Raw genomic sequence first — 19,154 nt, forward strand, 5'->3', positions numbered from 1 at the left:
TCCGTAATCGATTGAATTCCAAACTCGCCACTGTGACCGCTGATGACTGCTGGCGGCCCTCAGTGCAGTGCGTCCTGCATGCCGACGCCTCGTGAAACGCTGCGGCCCCAAGCCGCATTCATGATGTCGATCATTGATAGATGCGTCAAGCCTAGGGTCCCGATACCGCGCGAAGACCCGTAGGCGTTAACCCACACACCCCGCAGCGCCCCGCCCAGCACGCCTGACGGCCCATCTTGAAACGAGACGGAGTCCATCGCTGAACACTGCTTGCGCGCGCTTCAAGCGATGCGGCACTCTAACGACTTCTAGAACCCAGCCCGCCCCCACGCCCATGACAGTACAGAGCTCGCATGTAACGGTTCAGGAAGTCGGTTTGCGCGACGGTGCCCAGAGCATCGCGCGCACCATTCCTACCGCCGTCAAGCAACGTTGGATCGATGCGGCCTACGCCGCTGGCGTGCGCCACATGGAAGTGGCGTCCTTCGTGCCCGCCAGGCTACTGCCGCAAATGGCCGATGCCGATGCCGTCATCGCGCATGCCCTAAGCCTGCCCGGCTTGATCGTCACCGCGCTGGTGCCGAACCTCAAAGGCGCGGAGAAAGCGCTGGCATCGGGCGTGCATAAAATCGTCGCGCCGATTTCGGTCAGCGCGGCACACAGCATGGCTAACGTGCGCAAAACGCCGCAAGCGATGATCGACGAATTCCACAAGATCGTCGAACTGCGTGACAGCGCGGGCACCGCGTGCACAACTCGCATCGTGGCCGGTTTGTCGACTGTCTTTGGTTGTACGCTGCAGGGCGAGGTCGAGTTGGCCGACGTCTGCGAGATCGTCCGTCTGGCGGTAGCCGCAGGCGCCGATGTGATTGCGCTTGCCGACACCACCGGGCATGCCACGCCCGCTCAGGTGGGCGACGTGATCGACGCGGTCAGAACGGTCGCCGCGGGTAAGCTCACCAGCCTGCACTTTCATGACACACGTGGCATGGGTCTCGCCAATACCGTGATCGCCTTGCAACGCGGCATTCGCGAATTCGACGCTTCGCTCGCAGGCCTGGGCGGCTGTCCGCATGCGCCCGGCGCAACCGGCAATGTGGTGGCCGAAGATTTGATCTTCATGCTGGAAAGCATGGGGTATCGAACCGGCATCGACCTGCCGCGCCTCATCGAAATGCGGGCCATTCTTGAACAAGCGCTGCCCGGCGAGCCGTTATACGGCTTTATTGCACGAGCCGGTCTGCCGGATTATTTCGCCGGCGCGCAGCGCGAACCTAAAGGAATCACAGCATGAGCGCAACATCGAACGCTACGCCCAAGACCGATCGCCTGCCGCTTGAAGGCGTCCGGGTCATCGAACTGACGCATATGGTGATGGGCCCCACCTGCGGCATGATCTTGGGCGACCTCGGCGCCGAGGTCATCAAGATCGAGCCGATCAAGGGCGATGGCACGCGCCGCCTGCTGGGCGCCGGCGCCGGCTTTTTCCGCACCTTCAATCGCAACAAGAAAAGCGTGGCGCTCGACGTCCACGAAACCGCCGGCCTCGACGCGCTGCTCAAGCTGATCGATACCGCCGACGTCTTCATCGAGAACTTCAAGCCGGGCCGCATGGCGGAGCTTGGTCTGGATTACGCCACGCTGCGCTTACGCAACCCGAAGCTCATCTATGTCTCGCACAAGGGGTTTCTTAGCGGCCCGTACGAGAAGCGGCTCGCCCTCGACGAAGTGGTACAGATGATGGCGGGCCTCGCCTATATGACGGGACCTTCCGGGCGGCCCTTGCGCGCGGGCAGTTCGGTCAACGACATCATGGGCGGCATGTTCGGCGCCATCGGCGTGCTGGCGGCGCTGCATGAGCGCAACTCGAGCGAAAGCGGCAAAGAAGTGCAGAGCGCGCTGTTCGAAAATTGCGTGCTGCTGTCGGCCCAGCATATGCAACAGTTCGCCGTCACCGGCAAAGCCGCCGCACCGATGCCGGAACGCATCAGCGCCTGGGGCATTTACGACGTGTTCGAGCTGGCGCAGCAGGAGCAGATGTTCATCGCCGCGACCGGCGACGGGCAATGGAAGACTTTGTGCGAAGTGATCGGCCGCCTCGACTTGCTCGCCGACCCACGTCTTGCGACCAACAACGACCGAGTGCTCGCGCGCGGCTGGTTGATCGATGAGCTGCGCACCACACTCGTGCGCCTGGAGGGCGAAGTGCTGGCCCGTCAATTCGAGGACCTCGCCATTCCTTTTGCGGCGATTACGCGCCCCGAGCAACTCTTCGACGACCCGCACCTGCTGGCAAGCGGCGGGTTGGCGCAATTGGAGCTGGAGGACGGCAGCTCGACCGCGATGCCGCTGCTACCGATCTCGCTCGATGGCAATCGGCTGCAACCGCGCCGGCCGATACCGAAGATCGGGGAGCACACCCACGACGTCATGCATGCACTGGGCTATACCGACGCGCAAATCGCGGACCTTGCCGCCCATGGCGTGCTCAAGCTCGACGAACCCACTGCGTAGGTGACGTAGGCGACCAAGGCACCGCAATACCCGAAATATCCCGTACTACATCGCACAACTAATCAATCGGCACAAGACCGAATCATCAGGAGACAACATGACTCAAGAGCACGGCATTTATTCTTCGGAAATTGGCGGTGCTCTCGCACCTGCCATACCGAGTCACCTCCCACGGGCGACGACGGCTCCCGAGGTACGGACATTGACCGCTGGCAGCATTTCGGCGCGCCTGGATCGGTTGCCCGCCACGCGTTCTGTCTGGCGACTGGTGATGCTGCTCAGCCTGGGGATGTTCTTCGAGTTGTACGATTTGTTGTTCACCGGTTATGTCGCGCCGGGTCTGGTCAAGAGCGGCATACTGAGCGCGACCACGCATGGCCTGTTCGGCACGACCGGTGCGGCGACGTTCATTGCGGCATTGTTTGCCGGCCTGTTCGTCGGCACGGCCGGCTGCGGCTTTCTTGCCGACCGTTTTGGCCGCCGCGCCATCTTCACTTATTCGCTGCTGTGGTACACGGTCGCCAATGTCATCATGGCGTTTCAAGATACCGCGTTGGGCTTGAATATCTGGCGCTTCATCGCCGGGGTCGGCATCGGTGTCGAGATCGTCACGATAGGCACTTATATTGTCGAACTCGTACCTAAACATATCCGTGGTCGTGCCTCGGCCTGTTCACAGGCGGTGGGCTTTTCGGCCGTACCGGTGGTTGCGTTTCTCTCCTATTTGCTGGTGCCGCGCATGGTGTTCGGCCTGGACGGATGGCGTTGCGTGGTGCTGATCGGCGCGGTCGGCGCGATCGTGATCTGGTGGATTCGGCGCCGCTTGCCGGAAAGCCCGCGCTGGTTGGCGCAGCAAGGCCGCGTAGAGGAAGCCGACCGGGTAATGAGCGAGATCGAAGCCGCCGTCGAACGCGATTACGGCAAACCGCTGCCTACGCCCGCCGCGCCGGAACCCGTGCGCCCGCGCGCCAATTTCAGCGCGATGTGGGTTGCGCCCTATCGCAAACGCACGCTCATGTTGATCGTGTTTCATGTGTTCCAGACGATGGGTTATTACGGTTTTGCCAACTGGATTCCGACACTGCTTATCAAGCAAGGGATTACTGTTACGACCAGCTTGATGTACGCCGCGATCATCGCGATTGCGGCGCCGCTGGGGCCGTTGATCGGCCTGTGGATCGGCGATCGGATCGAGCGTAAGACGGTGATTGTTTGCATGGCCGCAGTCAACGTGGTGTGTGGTTTGTGCTTTAGTCAGGCGCGTGAAACGGTAATGCTTATCAGCCTCGGTGTGTGTTTGGTCTTGGCCGGGAACATCATTTCGTATAGCTATCACGCGTATCAGGCTGAACTGTTTCCGACCAGTATCCGGGCTCGCGCTGTGGGCTTCGTCTATTCATGGAGCCGGATGTCGGCGGTGTTCTCGGCGTTTATCATCGCCGCGTGCTTGAGGGAATTCGGCGTGCAGGGCGTGTTTATCTTTATCTCGGGGGCGATGATCGTCGTCATGATTGCGATCGGGGTATTTGGGCCGCGCACTCGAGATGTTGCTTTGGAAGATATTTCACGTTGATTTGAATAGACCGAGCAACTGCTCGTCGACCCGGAATGTATGGCGGGCTGCTCCTTTGGGCCCTCCTCGTTAGCATCTGATCTGTGAAGCTAAGCGACCCGCACTTAGGAGTTTGATCCGCCCTCCCTACCTCTATATATCATCGATACAAATCCGTGATATAGACGCGGGGGGGTTTCGTTTCGTCTCGCGGTAGCGGCTCGAAAAATCTTGGGTAACAAGGTCTCGTTTTCTTCGCACCACCCTTCCTAAAAATAAAATCCCTTAGCCTCTCCGTTAAGCCATTTTGCAAGCCATGGCCGTACCGTCGTCCGCTTCAAAGAAAATCTTGAAGGAAAATCTGATGTCTAAACTCGACATACAAAAAGTTATCACCCTGATCGAGGAGGTTGCCCAGCAAGAAATTGTGCCGCGCTTCGGCAGGTTGCGTGCGGACGAAATAGCGTACAAGCAAGCTGACGACCTCGTCACTGCTGCAGATGAAGAGGTCGAAAGAATCCTGACTGAACGACTTACCGATATGCTCCCCGGCGCACTTGTCGTCGGTGAAGAAGCATGTTTCCGGAATCCTTCCATTGTTGGTCGCTTTGCCGAGGGTAGACCGGTATTCGTGATCGACCCGGTAGACGGTACGAAACACTTCGCGGAAGGCCGGAGCGGCTTTTTTACGATGGTTTCGTTGATAGAGAAAAATGAAATCATTGCTGGGTTTGTCCATCATCCTCTGTCCGGCGAAACCCTGACCGCGGAAAAAGGTGGCGGCGCATGGTTGAACGGCAAGAAGCTCCATGCCCTTGCATCGGTACCTCTGCGTGAAGCCAAAGGCACTATTGGGCAAAGGGTTTGGCACAAGCTACCGGAAGAACGCGCCAAGTTTCAAGCCGCTTTGCCGTCAATCGAATGCAATCCAATTTCCGGCTTTGCCGCGCCGCGCCTTTTAACGTCAGGTACTTATTTCGGTCTCACAGAAACCGTGCCGCAAATGCACTTTCGATGCTGCCCCTACTGGAGCACCCCTTGGGATGATGCGGCGGCGCTCCTCGCATACGCCGAGGGCGGCGGTACTTTCTGTCATTGGGACGGTCAACCGTACCAATTCACTCAATTCAGGCAAGGACTTGTCATGGCTCCCGACCGCGCCGCGATTGAGGAGATTCGAAGTTTCTTCGCTCCTTATGATTTGCGAAGCCGGTTCCTCCAATTGCAGCAAACAAGCCATCAATAAAAATTACCTCAAGGGAGCCACGTTATGAGTTTTTCCATCAACAAGTCAAACACTCTTTATACAGCCCAGGTCTCGAGATGCACTTCTACACGGTCTTTTATTGGCTGCCGAACTATCTGCACAGTTACCTCGGTGTTTCGAGTCAAGATGCCCACGGGACTAATCTAATCGGTTTAACGGTCCTGGCCATTTCAATTTTTTGCACGGGTTATGCAACGCGCCGGATTAATGCTTCAAGACTTTTGTTCACAGGAATCATCGGGTTGCTGGCCAGCAGCTATCCGCTATTTTCTGTGTTGCAGAGCGGCGCCTATTTGTCATTGCTATTTGTGCAATCCGCATTTGCCGTCATGGAAGGACTGATCTTTGGCACGATCTTTATCGTGCTGGCGGGTCTATTCGAAGAAAACTGGAAGGCTCTCGGTATGACGATCGGATTCACTGTGCCGACTGCCATCTTCGGCGGAACCGCGCCTGTGGTATGCACCTATCTGATCAAGTGGTTGGATATTCTTGCTGCCCCTGCGCTTTATCTCACGGCAATGGGACTATTGGCCGCGCCCGTCGCGTATTACCTTGCCTTTCGCGCAGGGAATCAAAGACCCATGCCCGAGAAATATCGGGTTGAAGTGGTATCGCAGCGTCTGGAGCCACGGTAACAAGATCGATAGCACGAAGCGTGTCGGCTAGGTCGGTCGCGTGGCTGCGATCGACCAAAAAGAAAGCCTCGCCCGGCGGACCGGTGAGGCTTGGTATTACTGCAGCACGTTACGGGGTCGTGCATCCGCCTTATCTTGCGGTCGATTTGATGCTTAGATCATCGCACCACTGCGTGACGAATTCATGACAAACCACTTGGCGATCGAGATGGCTTCCGTGCTATTACAGTCGGAAACATGCGAGCGCGATCATCAATGAACGTGATATCAACAAAACCCGCATCCTCAAGTTGAGTCATGGTTTGTGCATGGGTACGGAACGCACTCCATTTCGCGTCAATGATGCGCACGAACAGCAAGTGCTGAAGCAGCAGCGACCCCGGGTCGATCTCGGCCAAATTCCACGGCGATTCTGCGCACAGGGTGGGCGGCGGCGTCAGGAAGCTCGTGATCAGCGTACCGCCCGCTTTCAGCGTGTCAAAAAACGAACGATATAACGCCGTTACGCGCGCGTCGTCCGGTTCATAGATGTTGAGGCCGTTGCTTGCCAGGACATCGATCTGCCCTGTCAGACTTGGCGCCCACGCGTCCTCGCAACGCAGCGACACGTGGTGCGCCAACCCACGCTCTTTCGCCAGCGCGAACGCCCCGGTCAATGCATGCTGGTCCAGATCCACCCCGACCAACGAGATATCCCGATGCTGGTCGTAGTCCAGCAGCAGCAACTCACCCATCAGCCCACACGGAATGGAAGCCAAAGCAAGCCCCGACCTCAGCCGCTTTCGCAACTGCTCGCGAAAGATTCCGAAACGCTCCCGAGTCGCCAGTACCCCCGGCAACTCCTCGAATATTCGGCACTCGAGATCGGAAATCGGATCTGCGAACGCCGCATCTTGACGATAGGTTACCAACCGGTGCGTCCAGTACGCGTTCAGACCACGATTTTCAAGCAAAAACCGCCCGAGTTCGAAGGAGGACAGATCCTCCAACAAGCGAATTTGCTGGTCGACTGTGGCATCGGGAAGATCGCCCATCTGGCGCAGCCGTAATTTAATGGATGCTAGTAGATCTTCATGACCCTTGCGTGGAACGACACCGTGAGAAATCAGCCGCTCGTGAATCGCGGCTTGGGGCTGGTGTTCATCGGCTTGCTGACTCATTCTTCTACCTCAAGAAAACGTGGTCGGGATTCGAAGCAGTTTGACGCGAACCACACAAAGGCATCCCATATCGGCGTCTAATTTCAGCGTCCGACTATACTGGATCGATATCTCATTAACGGGGTTCCACGTTGATCGGATACGCCCACGTGTCGATCGACGAATGGCATCTTGATTCGTCGAGCAACCAGCCGATGCAAGCGATGCTGCATGGGACATGCGGCGATACCTATAGGTTGAAACGGACATCAACGATGGAAGAAATGATGAGCATCGAACCTCTGAGCGATGGCAAGATAATCGACTCATGGAAGCACAATGCGTTGCCTTGGGTGAATGCAGTACGCGGCGCAGAAATCGAAAGCCGTCGATTGGTCACCGACCGCGCAATCCTGGACGCGATACTGGCATGCCAGCCGCACACCGCGCTCGATCTCGGTTGCGGCGAAGGCTGGCTCGCCCTCGCGTTACTCCAAAGCGGCATCAAGGTAACCGCAGTGGATGTCGTACCGGCGCTAGTGCTCGCCGCGCAGCAAGCCGGTGTAATCGACTGCAGAGTCTTGTCATACGAAGAGATCGCCGCGGGACAACTCGAACTTCGAGCCGATGCCGTGATCTGCAATTTTTCGCTACTGGGAAAAGAGTCGGTGGAGGGTCTGTTGCGGAGCATTCCAAGCTTGCTTCAACCGAACGGAACCTTGCTTATTCAAACCATGCATCCGGTCGTTTCATGCGGCGACCTTCCCTACGTCGACGGTTGGCGAACGGGTTCCTGGGCAGGATTCAACGAAACGTTCAGCGATGCCCCACCTTGGTACTTCCGGACGTTGCACGCGTGGTTCGAACTTTTTTCGGCTAGTGGACTCACCCTAAGCGGGTTGCATGAACCTCTGGACCCCAGAACGGGTAAGCCCGCATCAATCATCTTTCTTGCACAGGCACGGGGTTAAATAAATCAGTCACGATCCCGGCCCACCGTCGTAAATGCAGTTATCGAGCCCCGCCTTGAAAATCTGCGCCGGCAGTTGCTTGCCGATGAAGACGATGCGGGTTTCGCGCGTTTCGTCCGCGCCCCATCGCTTGCCAAGGTCCGCGCCAAAAATCATGTGTACGCCCTGGAACACCGCGCGTTCCTCCACACCCGCCAGGTTCAGCATGCCCTTGTAGCGCAACATCGCGGTGCCGTGTATGGCGACCGTCGCGCTGAAGAACGCCGCGAGTTTGTCGCGATCCAACGGCGCCGTAGTCCGATAGACGAAGGACGTCACGTCGTCGTCATGCTCATGCGAGACGTCTTCAAGGAAATCGGGCTCGATGTCGATGATCGCATCCAGATCGAAACTCCGAATGTCCAATAACTGTTTCAGTTCAGTCTCGCCGAAATGTACGGGTCTGATCGTCGCGCGCGGATTCATCTGCCGCAGCCGGCGCATCAGTTGCTGCGCCGCTTCTTCGCCTACGAGGTCCATCTTGGACACGAGGATACGGTCCGCGAATCCGACCTGCTCCTGCGCTTCGTGATGTTCGTCAAGCTGGTCGCCGCCATGCCGCGCGTCGACCACCGTCACGATGGCATCGAGCAGATACTTCTCCTGCACGACATCGTCAACAAAAAACGTTTGCGCGACGGGCGCCGGATCGGCAAGTCCCGTTGTCTCGATGATGACACGCTCAAACGTCAACTCGCCCGCTTCCCGTCGTTCAGCGAGCGTCGAGAGAATGCGCACCAGGTCACCACGTACCGTGCAACATATGCAGCCATTGTTCATTTCAACGATCTGTTCGTTACCGTCCTGCACCAACAACTCGTTATCGATGCCCGCCTCGCCGAACTCGTTTTCGATGACTGCGATTCGGCCACCGTGATGTTCTGTAAGGATGCGGTTGAGGAGCGTCGTCTTTCCGGCGCCGAGGAAGCCGGTGAGGATGGTGGTCGGGATGCGCTGAAGTCCGTCTGCATCTTGCATTGCAATCTCCTGTAAGGGGTGCGCTCGAACATGTATCGGTCGTATGGACACACTGGATACGGTTTATGTTATGTTATATCGTAACACTTCTCATCTGGATTTTAATTTGTCAGGGTCAGGAACATCTATGAAAAAGAATGCCGATTCGCTTCCCAACGCCGTTCAGCACGTAGCAAGAAAGGCCATCTGTGGCCTATCAACTGCACTGATCTTACTTGCCGTCCATCAGGGAGCCGCTCTTGCCGCCGCGCCGGCCCCGGGCGTAATCAACGCCATCGGCGTAGAAAACGAATATGCCGACGTCATCGCGCAGATCGGCGGGAAGTACGTCGAGGTCAGCGCGATCGAAACCGATCCCAACACGGATCCACACACCTTCGAGGTCAACCCCAAGGTTGCGGCGCAGATTGCTTCCGCCGACCTGATCGTCAAGAACGGTATCGGATACGATGCGTGGGCCGACAAGATCATTGCCGCCGCGCCGAACGGCAAGCGCAAGGTCATCGACGCTCAGCAATTGCTGGGGCTGCCCAACACCACGCCGAATCCGCATCTCTGGTACGACCCGAAGACGATGCCGGCAGTGGCCAAGGCGGTGGCAGCCGATCTTTCTGAGCTGAATCCCGCGCAGGCCGCTTACTTCCAGGCCAACGTGAAGACGTTCGACGCGTCGCTCAAACCGTGGCTGGCCGCGATCGCATCGTTCAAGGCGCACTACGCGAAAACACCTGTCGCGGTGACGGAGCCGGTCGCCGACTACATGCTCGAAGTCGCCGGCACTGACATCGCTACGCCCTTCAGTCTGCAGGCGGCAATCATGAATGGCACCGATCCCTCGCCGCAGGACGTGACGAAACAGAACGGCCTATTCACTGGCCACAAGGTGAAGGTGTTCGTCTACAACCAGCAGGTAACGGATGCGCTCACCCAGTCGTTCCTCGATCTGGCAAAGAAAAATGGAATTCCGGTGGTTGGCGTCTATGAAACCATGCCCAGCCCCGGCTTTACCTATCAGTCGTGGATGTTGGCGGAAGTGAATGCGTTGGAAAAGGCCGTGACAGACAAGGTGTCCACCGAAACCTTGCAGGCTGCGCAGTGAGCGGCATGTGCCCGGCCGAAGAAGTGCTCGCGCTCGACCGGGTGAGCGTCTCTTTCCCAGGGCACACCGTCCTTCATGAGGTGGGCTTCAGACTGGAAGCGGGCGAGTTCTGCGGTCTTATCGGCTCGAACGGTTCGGGCAAGACCACCCTACTGCGCACGATCCTCGGCTTCCAGACACCGGGAATGGGCAGCGTCAGGATCAACGGCGCTAGCAGCTTGACCTCCGTGGGCTACGTACCGCAGAAAATCCTGCTCGACCCCTACCTCCCGCTGCGTGCGCGGGATCTGGTGTCCCTGGGCCTCGACGGCCACCGGCTCGGCTTGCCGCTGCCGTCAAGGAAACGCCGGGAGGCAGTCGATGAGATGCTCAAGGCCGTGGATGCGCAGAGCTTCGCCGACCGACGGATCGGCGAACTCTCCGGTGGCCAGCAACAGCGCGCGTTAATCGCACACGCGTTGATTCGCCGTCCTCGACTCCTGCTGCTCGATGAGCCCCTCGCCAACCTAGACATGCGCAGCGCCGCCGAAATTGTGGCGCTGTTGCGCCGCCTGTGCGTCGAGCAACGGATCGCGGTCCTGCTTTCGGCTCATGACATGAATCCCTTGCTACCCGTGATGGATCGGATCGTGTACCTGGCCAATGGTCACGCAGCGAGCGGGACGACGGACGAAGTCGTGCGTACCGATGTGCTGAGCAAACTGTACGGCTACCACATCGATGTCATCCGCGTGCATGGGAGGGTGCTGGTGATTGCCGCCCGCAACGAGACAGAGATACTCGCTGCCGTCCAGCGACACCCCGCTCATATTGCACAAATCCCCTGATTCACTATGGACTCCTTACTCACTTTCGTTTTTGAACCAGGCTTCTTTACCAACGAGCCGGTACGCACCGCAATGGCCGTCGGAGGGGGCGCGGCGCTCGTGTCCAGTGTAATCGGCGTATTTACAGTCATGAGGGGCCAGTCCTTCGCCGGTCACGCGCTTGCCGACGTGAGCAGCGCGGGCGGCGCGGCGTCATTCCTGCTCGGGATCAATCCCCTGTTTGGATTCCTGGCCATGGCAGTGCTGGCCGCAGGCGGCATGGAACTGGTCCGGGTGCGCCGCGCCCGTGAGCGCGATCTTGTGACCGGTGTCGTGCTCGGCGCCGGCCTCGGCTTCGCTGCGCTGTTTCTGTACTTCGACGTGACATCCAAGAGCACGACCGGAGCGGCAATCACGATCATGTTCGGCTCGATGTTCGCAATTCCGGCATCGATTATTCCGCTCGCGACGGTGATCGGCGTAGGTGCGCTGATTGCGATCGCGGTGCTTTATCGTCCCTTGCTGATCAGTTCCCTCGACCCGGAGCTGGCCGCAGTGCGGGGTGTGCCGGTGCGCCTGACCGGACTTCTGCATCTGCTGGCGTTGGCGCTGGCCGTCTCGCTGTCTGCCATCACGGTGGGCGCCATCCTGTCAACCGCCCTGCTGATCGGACCCGCGGCGATCGCGTTGCGAATGGCGAAGCGGGCCGGCCGGGCGGTCGCCCTTTCCGCATTGATCGGGATCGGCGCGACATGGGGCGGCATACTCCTGGCGTACGATAGCTACTACTGGACACCAGGGCACGGTTGGCCCGTGAGCTTCTTCGTGGTCACCCTTATTTTCATACTGTATGTCATCGCGGGTCACCTCGGACGGAACCCGACGCGCATGATGGGCGCGCCGATCGCTCTGAAAACCCGTGGCCCGGGCGAGGTTTGACCATGTTCTCAAGCTTCATGACCAACACCTGGATAGTGGCGAGCATAGTGGCCACAGTCGCAGGCTTCGTCGGGTTCTTCGTTGTGATCCGGGGCGCCTCATTTGCCGCGCACGCGTTGCCGCTCGGCACGTTTCCGGGTGCCGCCGCGGCAAGCCTGATCGGTGTCAACCCACTCTTCGGCCTGATCGTCTTCGCCGGCATCGGGGTCATCGGGATCAACCGGCTAGGCCGGCACGGACGTCATGAAGTCGCGACAGCACTATGCCTCGTCACGTTGCTCGGACTCGGGGCCCTCTTTCTGAGCATGACGAGCGAATATTCCCAGGAGGTCTATGCCCTCCTCTTCGGTGAAGTGCTCGGCGTGAGCGATAGCGATCTCGCACCGGTCGCAGCGATCAGTGTTTTGTCGATCGCGATTACGGCTGTTCTGTTCCGGCCGCTACTGATCAGTTCGGTATCGCCCGAATTGGCGCAGGCTAGAGGTGTGTCCAGTCGCGCAATGGAACTGGGGTTCCTGACCATACTGGCGCTTGCAACTGCCATGGCGTTGCCGGTCGTGGGGGCACTGCTGGTATTCAGCTTGATGGTCGGCCCGGCCGCCGCCGCTCGATCACTGACTGACCGGCCGCTCCTTGCAATATCGCTCTCAGTCGGTATTTCGCTCCTCACCGTGTGGGCGTCGATCGCCCTCTCCTATGTGTCGAACTGGCCAGTCGGATTTTTCGTTGGTGGACTTGGGGCGATGTCGTATGGATTCGGCCGCTTGTGGGCTCGGATACGGACCCGGTCGTTGACAGGTGATGCAGATAGACTTCAGGCGTTATGTACCCACCCAGCGCAAGGTAGCAATAGCAGAAACTGATATCCAGCCAGATAAAGAGCAGGCCGAAAATTGCCACGGTCTCCACCAGGCAAAACAGGAAAAACGGATCGAAGAAGAGCATTCCAAATCACCAGAGCGAGCCGAGTCCCCCCAAACTGAAGATGAAGGGGATCCAACGCATGGACGACACGGAGATCGGCGCATGCGCGTTCGTTTGAAGACGACGCCACCGTTGCTACTGCTGGTGTGCCTTGATGAATGCCGCACACTCTTCGATGGACGCCATGCCTTCGTCGAGCATCGGTGCAAACATCTGCCAGGTATGGCACATCCCGTCGAAGATTTTCAGTTCAGCGACCACGCCGGCTGCCTTCAGGCGCTGCACGACCGTAACCGAGTCGTCACGCAACTTTTCCCAACTTCCCACGTGCACTAGACTAGGTGGCATTCCGCTGAAGTTCGCGTAGAGCGGCGTTACTTTGGGTGACTTACGATCGGCATCGCCGAGGTAGGCATCCTTGAAGAGCGCCAGCATCTCAGTCGAGAAGATGGGGTCGTCCTCTGTATTCCGATAGGAGGCGCCCTCCTCGGCGAAATCTAGCCAAGGCGACATCAGCGCCAGCGCACAGGGAAGCGGTAGTCCATGTGCTCTCGCTTGCAGCGCCGTGGCCAGGGATAGATTGCCGCCCGCGGAATCTCCGCTTAAGGCCACTTTGCTGGGTTCATAACCTTCGCGCAGGGCCCATTGATAGGCACCAAATGCATCGTTGTGCGCTGCCGGCGCGGGATTTTCCGGAGCGAGACGGTAATCGGGCGCCAACACGGCGCAGCCCGCTGCACGAGCCAAGTTGGAGGCAGTAACGCGGTGGGTGCGACTTGAGCAAAAGAAGAAACCTCCGCCGTGATAGAAAATAATCAGCCGTGTGGCATCTCCGCCCACCGGCAAGATCAGATCGCCGTCGCAAGGTCCGCAATTGATGCGCTCGATCTCGACGTTTTCCGCGATCGGTGTGTGGCTGGTGGCAGCCTCCACCCATGCGCGCATCATCTCCGGTGTGGCGTCTTCGGGGGGATGGTTCTTGGCGGTCATTTCAAGAATGGCGGCGAGTTGCTGTCTAGACATGTTCGTTCTCTTAAAAAATTGGGCTTGATAGGGCCATCCGTGCCCGAATGCACATTTGGCGCATCGGATGCGCCTAGCTCATCGGCGTAACTCATTTGCGTACTCAGGCAGCGGCGTGGTTCAGTGCGTAGATTGGCGCCTTCCGCCAAATGCATAAATGGGGTATTTTGGAAACACCCCTTGCATTAACGAGAAAATAGGAGCGGCTTTGACGACAAGATCGTCTGCAGCAATGGCACTGCAAGACATGGCTTTATTCGTGGAAGTTGCGCGTGCACTGAGCTTTACTCGGGCGAGCGATCTCTCCGGCATACCGATCGCCACACTGTCGCGTCGTATCGCGGCGTTGGAAAAGCGCGTCGCGGTACGGCTGTTCGAGCGCACTACGCGCCGCCTGGTCCTGACAGAACCCGGCAAGCGTTACCTGGAACGCTGCGAGCGCATCGTTCAGGAAGCGGGCATCGCACATGAGGTGCTCAAGGAGGCGGCGGAGTTGCCCTCAGGACACCTGCGCGTATCGATGCCGGTCGAATTTGGCCTCATCCATGTCGCCTCTGTCATCGACGAATTCGCACAGCGCTATCCCGACATCACGATGGAATTGGACTTGTCGCCGCGACCGGCCAACTTTGTGGATGAGAATGTAGACGTCAGCATTCGTCTGGGCGAAGTGCGAGACCAGTCACTCATCGCGCGCCGCTTGGGTAGCGCCGCGCGCTTGCTTTATGCGTCACCCTCTTACCTGGCAAGGCGAGGTGAGCCCGGTCATCCGACGGAGCTCAGCGAGCACGACTGCGTGCTTCAATCCTATATGACGCAGCCGACGAGCTGGTGCCTGGTGTGCGGCGACACTTCGATCGATGTCGACGTGCAAGGCCGGTTCTCCACCAACAATGTCTCGATGACCTTGAAATTCGCGGAACAGGGCTATGGCATTGCGGCACTCTCGCCGTTCGTTGCGCGACCGGCTTGCGAAGCCGGCGCGATTCGCCGCGTGCTTGACGACTGGAGTTTCCCCGCCATGCCAGTGCACGCCGTCATGACTTCGAGAATGGTTCCCGCTCGGGTTAGAGTTTTTGTCGAGTTCCTGGCCGCACGATTGACGATGTGACAGTGAACGCGCTTCTCGCGGCTAACCGCGCGATGCCACGGTGGCGGCCGCGGTTCAAAGCCGCCGAATCCATCCAACATTCTCGATATTGGAACGGTTGTTTCCAACATTTCGTATTTCTCGTTTTTTATGAATGCGGCAGTATGACGACTGCACTGCTTCATCCGCCCTGAGAAAAGCGCATGAAGCAGGAACGGCCACAGTTTAAGTGTCGGTGGCCCTCCCTCATCGGAAAGGTAGATCAATGCGCAATCTCTCATGGAGGCAGATTCTTGCCTGGGCACTCGCTGCCTTTTTCGTTCTCGGAAGTTTGATCAATATATTCTCGGAACAAGCGGGCGTTGAATACGAAAACTGGGGATACCCAGATTGGTTCCACTTCGTCACCGGCGGTCTGGAACTCTCAACCGCTGTTTTGTTGGCCCTGGCGCCAACCCGCACGCTGGGCGCAGCACTCGGCTGCACGGTCATGATTGCCGCGACCCTCACCGTGCTTATTCACGGCGAGTACGCCCATGCGACGCTTCCGATTTTAGTGCTGGCGTCGACTGCAGCCATCGGTTGGTCATAACGAGGTCGTCCAAGGGTCAAGCTGCTTGCGGGTAGCCAGATCGAGCGAAAGCTCCGGATACCGTTCGATTATTCGTGCTTGGACGTCACCAATCTAATGACGCGATGGCTATTCCATCAACAAAAGCAGAGCACTATCATTGACTCCATCGTGATGAAACGCCAGATCGCGCGACCCATCACTCATCCATGGAGAGATTGAAAATGTACGCCATCACTGGAATCAGCGGGAAAGTAGGCGGGTCACTTGCCAACGTATTGCTCGAAACGGGTCAGCCAGTGCGCGCAGTCGTGCGCAACCCTAGCAACGGTGCGTCGTGGACTGCGCGTGGTTGCGAGCAGGCCATTGCGCAGATGACGGATGCGGATGCACTGGCCCGCGCATTCGACGGCGCAGAAGGCGTTTTCATCCTGCCGCCATCGGAGTTCGATCCTGCCCCCGGATTTCCCGAAGCCCGCGAGGTCATCGATGCTGTCACATCGGCGCTCACCCGTGCGCAGCCGCGCAGGATCGTTTGCCTGTCGACGATCGGCGCGCAAGCAGTACAGACCAATCTGCTGACCCAGCGCACGCTCATGGAGCAGGCACTGAGCACGCTGTCTATACCGGTTGCGTTCCTGCGCCCGGCCTGGTTTATGGAGAACGCCGCGTGGGACGTTGCTTCCGCCCGCGACGACGGCATCCTCCACTCGTTCCTGCAACCCCTCGACAAGGCTTTCCCGATGGTTGCGACCGCCGACATCGGACGCGTTGCGGCTCGGCTGTTGCAGGAGGACTGGCAAGGCAAACGCGTGGTCGAACTGGAAGGGCCGAGCCGCGTCAGTCCTAACGATATCGCCCAGGCGTTTTCGCGGGTTTTGGGCCGTCCCGTGCATGCGCAAGCTGTCGCCCGCGAAAGCTGGGATACGCTTTTCACGGGTCAGGGAATGAAAGATCCCGTACCGCGCATCCGGATGCTCGATGGATTCAACGAAGGTTGGATCGATTTTGAAGGTGACGAAGACAGCATCATTAAAGGCCAGTTGGCGCTTTCCGCTGTCATTCGCAAGCTCGTTGAGGGAGCTTGACGCGAGCTTAATCCAGGTTTGCCGCAGGCCTAAGGCTTAACGAAGGCTTAGCGGGCAGTACGGCTTGGCCCGCGTCGATTCTTGGCGCGGGTTGAGTGTTTCCTGATGTGTGGGGTGGTGTGCATTGGCCCAGTGTGGGTCTGTGCAGGGCGGGTAGGCGTCGGGTGGGCGTGGGGTGGGCGTCGGGTGGGCATCGCTAGCAAGCGGTAAATGCCGACATATCCTCGTTTGGAATGATTCATATCCAATTTTCAGCCTTCTCAACGCAAGGCGGAATGGATAAATTCTCCATCAACGAACCGGCGCTTAGCCGAACTCGGCCCCAACCACACATCCAAGGAAACATCATGTCTGTCTTATTCACCCCGAAGAAAGTCGGCGCTTATACGCTCTCACATCGCGTCGCCCTGGCTCCGATGACTCGCCTGCGCACCATCCAGCCCGGCGACATCCCTAGCCCGATGATGGCTGACTTCTATGGCCAACGCGCGTCGGAAGGCGGCCTCGAAATCATCGAAGGCGTCAGCATCTCGATCCCCGCCCGCTCCTACCTTGGCGCCGCGAGCTTTTACCACGACGGGCAAACGCAAGGCTGGAAAGCAATCGCCAACGCCGTTCACGCCAAAGGCGGCCGCGCCTTCATGCAGCTCATACACGGCGGCCGTCAAAGCCACGTAGAAATGACCGGTGGCGTCGACCCCGTTGCGCCCTCCGTCGTCCCATTCGAAGGCGTTGCACTGACCGCCGATGGCTTCGTGCCCGTCTCGCCGCACCGTGCGCTGGACATTGAAGAGATCCCGGGTATTGTCGAAGAATTCCGCGTTGCTGCCCAGCGTGCCCTGGACGCCGGTTTCGACGGCGTAGAACTCCACGCCGCCAACGGCTATCTGGTCGATCAATTCATCCAGGACGGCAGCAATAAGCGCACGGACGCCTATGGCGGCCCGATCGAGAACCGCGTGCGCTTCCTGCGCGAGACCGTCGAAGCGCTCATTTCGGTGTGGGGCGCCGACCGGGTTGGCGTGCGCATCTCGCCATCGGGCGAATGGGGTGGCGTCTCCGACAGCGATCCGCAGGCGTCCTTCAGCTACGTCGCGAAGGTGCTCAACGACTATAAGATCGCCTACCTGCATGTGATCGAGCCACGCGTCAAAGGTGACGATACCCTGCATGAAGGCCAAGGCCCCGTCGCTTCGAAGTACCTGCGTGCGCACTTCGCGGGTCCGATCATCGCGGCGGGCGGTTTCGATCGCGCCGGTGCCGAGGCGATCGTGGCATCCGGCGACGCCGATGTGGTCGCGTTCGGCCGCTACTTCTCGTCGAATCCCGATCTGCCGTATCGCTTCAAGCACAACCTGCCGCTCACGCCGTATGTCCGCTCCGCGTTCTGGGGTGGTGACGAAACGGGCTACACCGACTTTCCCGCTGTCGAAGTCGCAGAGACCGTCTAAGCTTAAGGGCCAGTCGCATTGCCAGCCAAAGCTATCTCGTCGTCCACTCATCGTCCAATAAGTTAGGAGTTTTCATGTCACGCACCATCAAGTTCGCAAAAGCCGGAGGGCCGGAGGTCCTCGAATTCGTCGAAACGCAGGTTCCGGCCCCCGGCCCTACCGAGGTTCGTATCAAGGTCAAGGCCATTGGCATCAACCGCGCGGAGGCCATGTGGCGCAATGACGCCTACATCGAACCCGTGAAGTACCCCGCCGGCCTGGGCTATGAGGCGGCAGGCATCGTCGATGCCGTGGGCCGGGACGTTACCGGCTTCGCGGTCGGTGACGAGGTCAATACGATCCCGTCCTTCTCGATGAATCAATACTTCATGTATGGCGAGGTGGTACTCGCGCCGGAATACGCCGTCGTGAAGCACCCGAAATCGCTTTCGTTTCCCGAGGCTGCGTCGATCTGGATGATGTTTGTGACGGCGTACGGCGCGCTAGTCGAAGATGCCAAAGTCACCAAGGGCGACTTCGTCATCATTCCCGCGGCTTCCAGCAGCGTGGGACTGGCCGCGATACAGATCACGAACTACGCCGGCGCCACATCGATCGCCCTGACGCGCACTTCGGCCAAGCGCCAACAACTGCTGGATGCGGGCGCCACTCACGTGATCGCTACGGAAGAAGTCGACCTCGTGCAAGAAGTGATGCGCATCACGGACGGCAAAGGTGCGCGCGTCGCGTTCGACCCCGTGGGTGGCCCGACCTTCGCGAAGCTGATTTCGGCGCTCTCGTTCCAGGGCATCGTGTACCTCTATGGGGCACTCAGCGAGGACGTCACCCCGCTACCGGTACTGGAAATGATAGGCAAGATGCCGACCGTCAAGGCGCACAACATCTGGCTGACGACCGGCGACGAAACACGTCGCAAGGCAGCGGTGGAGTATGTGCTCAAGGGCCTCGAAGCCGGCGCGCTCAAACCCGTCATCGACCGGACGTTCAAGTTCGATGACATGGTGGAAGTGCATCGCTACCTGGAGCAGAACGGCCAGTTCGGCAAAATCGTCGTGACGGTGTAAA

General features: G+C 58.9%; 19 protein-coding genes. 15 read left to right on the plus strand and 4 right to left on the minus strand.

Annotated features, from left to right (window positions below):
• Positions 1-59 precede the first annotated feature (59 nt).
• Complete coding sequence (locus GSQ77_RS16475) at positions 60-257, minus strand: hypothetical protein (RefSeq protein ID WP_158903799.1); 198 nt, start codon at positions 255-257, stop codon at positions 60-62.
• 77 nt (positions 258-334) lie between these two features.
• Here GSQ77_RS16475 and GSQ77_RS16480 point away from each other — a divergent pair, with 77 nt between their 5' ends.
• The 5 genes from GSQ77_RS16480 to GSQ77_RS16500 all read left to right on the plus strand — a co-directional run bounded on the left by GSQ77_RS16480 (position 335) and on the right by GSQ77_RS16500 (position 5,971).
• Positions 335-1,294, plus strand: a complete 960-nt coding sequence (locus GSQ77_RS16480; protein ID WP_158903800.1) for a hydroxymethylglutaryl-CoA lyase — start codon at positions 335-337, stop codon at positions 1,292-1,294.
• A complete protein-coding gene (locus GSQ77_RS16485) occupies positions 1,291-2,514 on the plus strand; it encodes a CaiB/BaiF CoA-transferase family protein (RefSeq protein WP_158903801.1) in 1,224 nt (407 codons plus the stop codon). The genes GSQ77_RS16480 and GSQ77_RS16485 overlap by 4 nt, the downstream gene beginning before the upstream one ends.
• Positions 2,515-2,611: 97 nt before the next feature.
• Entirely contained in the window at positions 2,612-4,087 is a 1,476-nt protein-coding gene (locus GSQ77_RS16490; RefSeq protein WP_158903802.1) for an MFS transporter, read from the plus strand.
• 343 nt (positions 4,088-4,430) lie between these two features.
• Positions 4,431-5,312 (plus strand): inositol monophosphatase family protein, encoded by an 882-nt coding sequence (locus tag GSQ77_RS16495; RefSeq protein ID WP_158903803.1) that lies wholly within the window; start codon positions 4,431-4,433, stop codon positions 5,310-5,312.
• A gap of 77 nt (positions 5,313-5,389) precedes the next feature.
• Positions 5,390-5,971, plus strand: coding sequence for a hypothetical protein (locus GSQ77_RS16500; RefSeq protein ID WP_158903804.1), 582 nt, complete (start codon positions 5,390-5,392; stop codon positions 5,969-5,971).
• Positions 5,972-6,153: 182 nt separating this feature from the next.
• On the opposite strand, the gene GSQ77_RS16505 is transcribed toward GSQ77_RS16500, so the two are convergent.
• Positions 6,154-7,131, minus strand: a complete 978-nt coding sequence (locus GSQ77_RS16505) for a cyclopropane-fatty-acyl-phospholipid synthase family protein (protein ID WP_158903805.1) — start codon at positions 7,129-7,131, stop codon at positions 6,154-6,156.
• A 149-nt stretch (positions 7,132-7,280) separates the two neighbouring features.
• Between GSQ77_RS16505 and GSQ77_RS16510 the strand changes: the two genes are divergently transcribed.
• Positions 7,281-8,081 carry a bifunctional 2-polyprenyl-6-hydroxyphenol methylase/3-demethylubiquinol 3-O-methyltransferase UbiG gene (locus GSQ77_RS16510; RefSeq protein WP_254067652.1) on the plus strand — a complete coding sequence of 267 codons (801 nt, stop codon included), beginning with the start codon at positions 7,281-7,283 and terminating at the stop codon, positions 8,079-8,081.
• 9 nt (positions 8,082-8,090) lie between these two features.
• On the opposite strand, the gene GSQ77_RS16515 is transcribed toward GSQ77_RS16510, so the two are convergent.
• Positions 8,091-9,098 carry a GTP-binding protein gene (locus GSQ77_RS16515; protein WP_158903806.1) on the minus strand — a complete coding sequence of 336 codons (1,008 nt, stop codon included), beginning with the start codon at positions 9,096-9,098 and terminating at the stop codon, positions 8,091-8,093.
• 43 nt (positions 9,099-9,141) lie between these two features.
• Here GSQ77_RS16515 and GSQ77_RS16520 point away from each other — a divergent pair, with 43 nt between their 5' ends.
• From GSQ77_RS16520 to GSQ77_RS16535, 4 genes are read left to right on the plus strand one after another with little or no spacing between them, the layout of a single operon-like run.
• Entirely contained in the window at positions 9,142-10,197 is a 1,056-nt protein-coding gene (locus GSQ77_RS16520; RefSeq protein WP_254067653.1) for a metal ABC transporter solute-binding protein, Zn/Mn family, read from the plus strand.
• Positions 10,198-10,202: 5 nt separating this feature from the next.
• On the plus strand, positions 10,203-11,024 hold the full coding sequence (locus GSQ77_RS16525; protein ID WP_158903960.1) for a metal ABC transporter ATP-binding protein: 822 nt from the start codon (positions 10,203-10,205) through the stop codon (positions 11,022-11,024).
• 6 nt (positions 11,025-11,030) lie between these two features.
• Positions 11,031-11,942 carry a metal ABC transporter permease gene (locus tag GSQ77_RS16530; RefSeq protein WP_158903807.1) on the plus strand — a complete coding sequence of 304 codons (912 nt, stop codon included), beginning with the start codon at positions 11,031-11,033 and terminating at the stop codon, positions 11,940-11,942.
• 2 nt (positions 11,943-11,944) lie between these two features.
• A complete protein-coding gene (locus tag GSQ77_RS16535) occupies positions 11,945-12,805 on the plus strand; it encodes a metal ABC transporter permease (RefSeq protein WP_158903808.1) in 861 nt (286 codons plus the stop codon).
• Between the two features lie 196 nt (positions 12,806-13,001).
• Here GSQ77_RS16535 and GSQ77_RS16540 read toward each other — a convergent pair whose 3' ends face one another.
• Positions 13,002-13,889: an alpha/beta hydrolase gene (locus GSQ77_RS16540; RefSeq protein ID WP_158903809.1), complete on the minus strand. Its 888-nt coding sequence runs from the start codon at positions 13,887-13,889 to the stop codon at positions 13,002-13,004.
• Positions 13,890-14,097: 208 nt separating this feature from the next.
• On the opposite strand from GSQ77_RS16540, the gene GSQ77_RS16545 reads away from it, so the two are divergent.
• The 5 genes from GSQ77_RS16545 to GSQ77_RS16565 all read left to right on the plus strand — a co-directional run bounded on the left by GSQ77_RS16545 (position 14,098) and on the right by GSQ77_RS16565 (position 19,153).
• On the plus strand, positions 14,098-15,000 hold the full coding sequence (locus tag GSQ77_RS16545; protein ID WP_158903810.1) for a LysR family transcriptional regulator: 903 nt from the start codon (positions 14,098-14,100) through the stop codon (positions 14,998-15,000).
• A gap of 244 nt (positions 15,001-15,244) precedes the next feature.
• Positions 15,245-15,571 carry a DoxX family protein gene (locus GSQ77_RS16550; protein WP_158903811.1) on the plus strand — a complete coding sequence of 109 codons (327 nt, stop codon included), beginning with the start codon at positions 15,245-15,247 and terminating at the stop codon, positions 15,569-15,571.
• Between the two features lie 203 nt (positions 15,572-15,774).
• Complete coding sequence (locus GSQ77_RS16555; protein ID WP_158903812.1) at positions 15,775-16,638, plus strand: NmrA family NAD(P)-binding protein; 864 nt, start codon at positions 15,775-15,777, stop codon at positions 16,636-16,638.
• A gap of 347 nt (positions 16,639-16,985) precedes the next feature.
• Positions 16,986-18,089 (plus strand): alkene reductase, encoded by a 1,104-nt coding sequence (locus tag GSQ77_RS16560; RefSeq protein WP_158903813.1) that lies wholly within the window; start codon positions 16,986-16,988, stop codon positions 18,087-18,089.
• Between the two features lie 74 nt (positions 18,090-18,163).
• The gene (locus GSQ77_RS16565) at positions 18,164-19,153 is read left to right on the plus strand and encodes a zinc-dependent alcohol dehydrogenase family protein (RefSeq protein WP_158903814.1); all 990 of its coding nucleotides are present in this window, start codon (positions 18,164-18,166) and stop codon (positions 19,151-19,153) included.
• Position 19,154: the final 1 nt, after the last annotated feature.

The sequence above is a fragment of the Burkholderia sp. L27(2015) genome (assembly GCF_009765705.1).
GTDB lineage: Bacteria > Pseudomonadota > Gammaproteobacteria > Burkholderiales > Burkholderiaceae > LMUX01.

Excerpts from the sequence above, each read along its gene's own strand:
- GSQ77_RS16475 (WP_158903799.1), bottom strand. The coding sequence starts at position 257 with ATGGACTCCGTCTCGTTTCAAGATGGGCCGTCAGGCGTGCTGGGCGGG.
- GSQ77_RS16480 (WP_158903800.1), top strand. The coding sequence starts at position 335 with ATGACAGTACAGAGCTCGCATGTAACGGTTCAGGAAGTCGGTTTGCGC.
- GSQ77_RS16485 (WP_158903801.1), top strand. The coding sequence starts at position 1,291 with ATGAGCGCAACATCGAACGCTACGCCCAAGACCGATCGCCTGCCGCTT.
- GSQ77_RS16490 (WP_158903802.1), top strand. The coding sequence starts at position 2,612 with ATGACTCAAGAGCACGGCATTTATTCTTCGGAAATTGGCGGTGCTCTC.
- GSQ77_RS16495 (WP_158903803.1), top strand. The coding sequence starts at position 4,431 with ATGTCTAAACTCGACATACAAAAAGTTATCACCCTGATCGAGGAGGTT.
- GSQ77_RS16500 (WP_158903804.1), top strand. The coding sequence starts at position 5,390 with ATGCACTTCTACACGGTCTTTTATTGGCTGCCGAACTATCTGCACAGT.
- GSQ77_RS16505 (WP_158903805.1), bottom strand. The coding sequence starts at position 7,131 with ATGAGTCAGCAAGCCGATGAACACCAGCCCCAAGCCGCGATTCACGAG.
- GSQ77_RS16515 (WP_158903806.1), bottom strand. The coding sequence starts at position 9,098 with ATGCAAGATGCAGACGGACTTCAGCGCATCCCGACCACCATCCTCACC.
- GSQ77_RS16520 (WP_254067653.1), top strand. The coding sequence starts at position 9,142 with ATGGACACACTGGATACGGTTTATGTTATGTTATATCGTAACACTTCT.
- GSQ77_RS16525 (WP_158903960.1), top strand. The coding sequence starts at position 10,203 with ATGTGCCCGGCCGAAGAAGTGCTCGCGCTCGACCGGGTGAGCGTCTCT.
- GSQ77_RS16530 (WP_158903807.1), top strand. The coding sequence starts at position 11,031 with ATGGACTCCTTACTCACTTTCGTTTTTGAACCAGGCTTCTTTACCAAC.
- GSQ77_RS16535 (WP_158903808.1), top strand. The coding sequence starts at position 11,945 with ATGTTCTCAAGCTTCATGACCAACACCTGGATAGTGGCGAGCATAGTG.
- GSQ77_RS16540 (WP_158903809.1), bottom strand. The coding sequence starts at position 13,889 with ATGTCTAGACAGCAACTCGCCGCCATTCTTGAAATGACCGCCAAGAAC.
- GSQ77_RS16550 (WP_158903811.1), top strand. The coding sequence starts at position 15,245 with ATGCGCAATCTCTCATGGAGGCAGATTCTTGCCTGGGCACTCGCTGCC.
- GSQ77_RS16555 (WP_158903812.1), top strand. The coding sequence starts at position 15,775 with ATGTACGCCATCACTGGAATCAGCGGGAAAGTAGGCGGGTCACTTGCC.
- GSQ77_RS16560 (WP_158903813.1), top strand. The coding sequence starts at position 16,986 with ATGTCTGTCTTATTCACCCCGAAGAAAGTCGGCGCTTATACGCTCTCA.
- GSQ77_RS16565 (WP_158903814.1), top strand. The coding sequence starts at position 18,164 with ATGTCACGCACCATCAAGTTCGCAAAAGCCGGAGGGCCGGAGGTCCTC.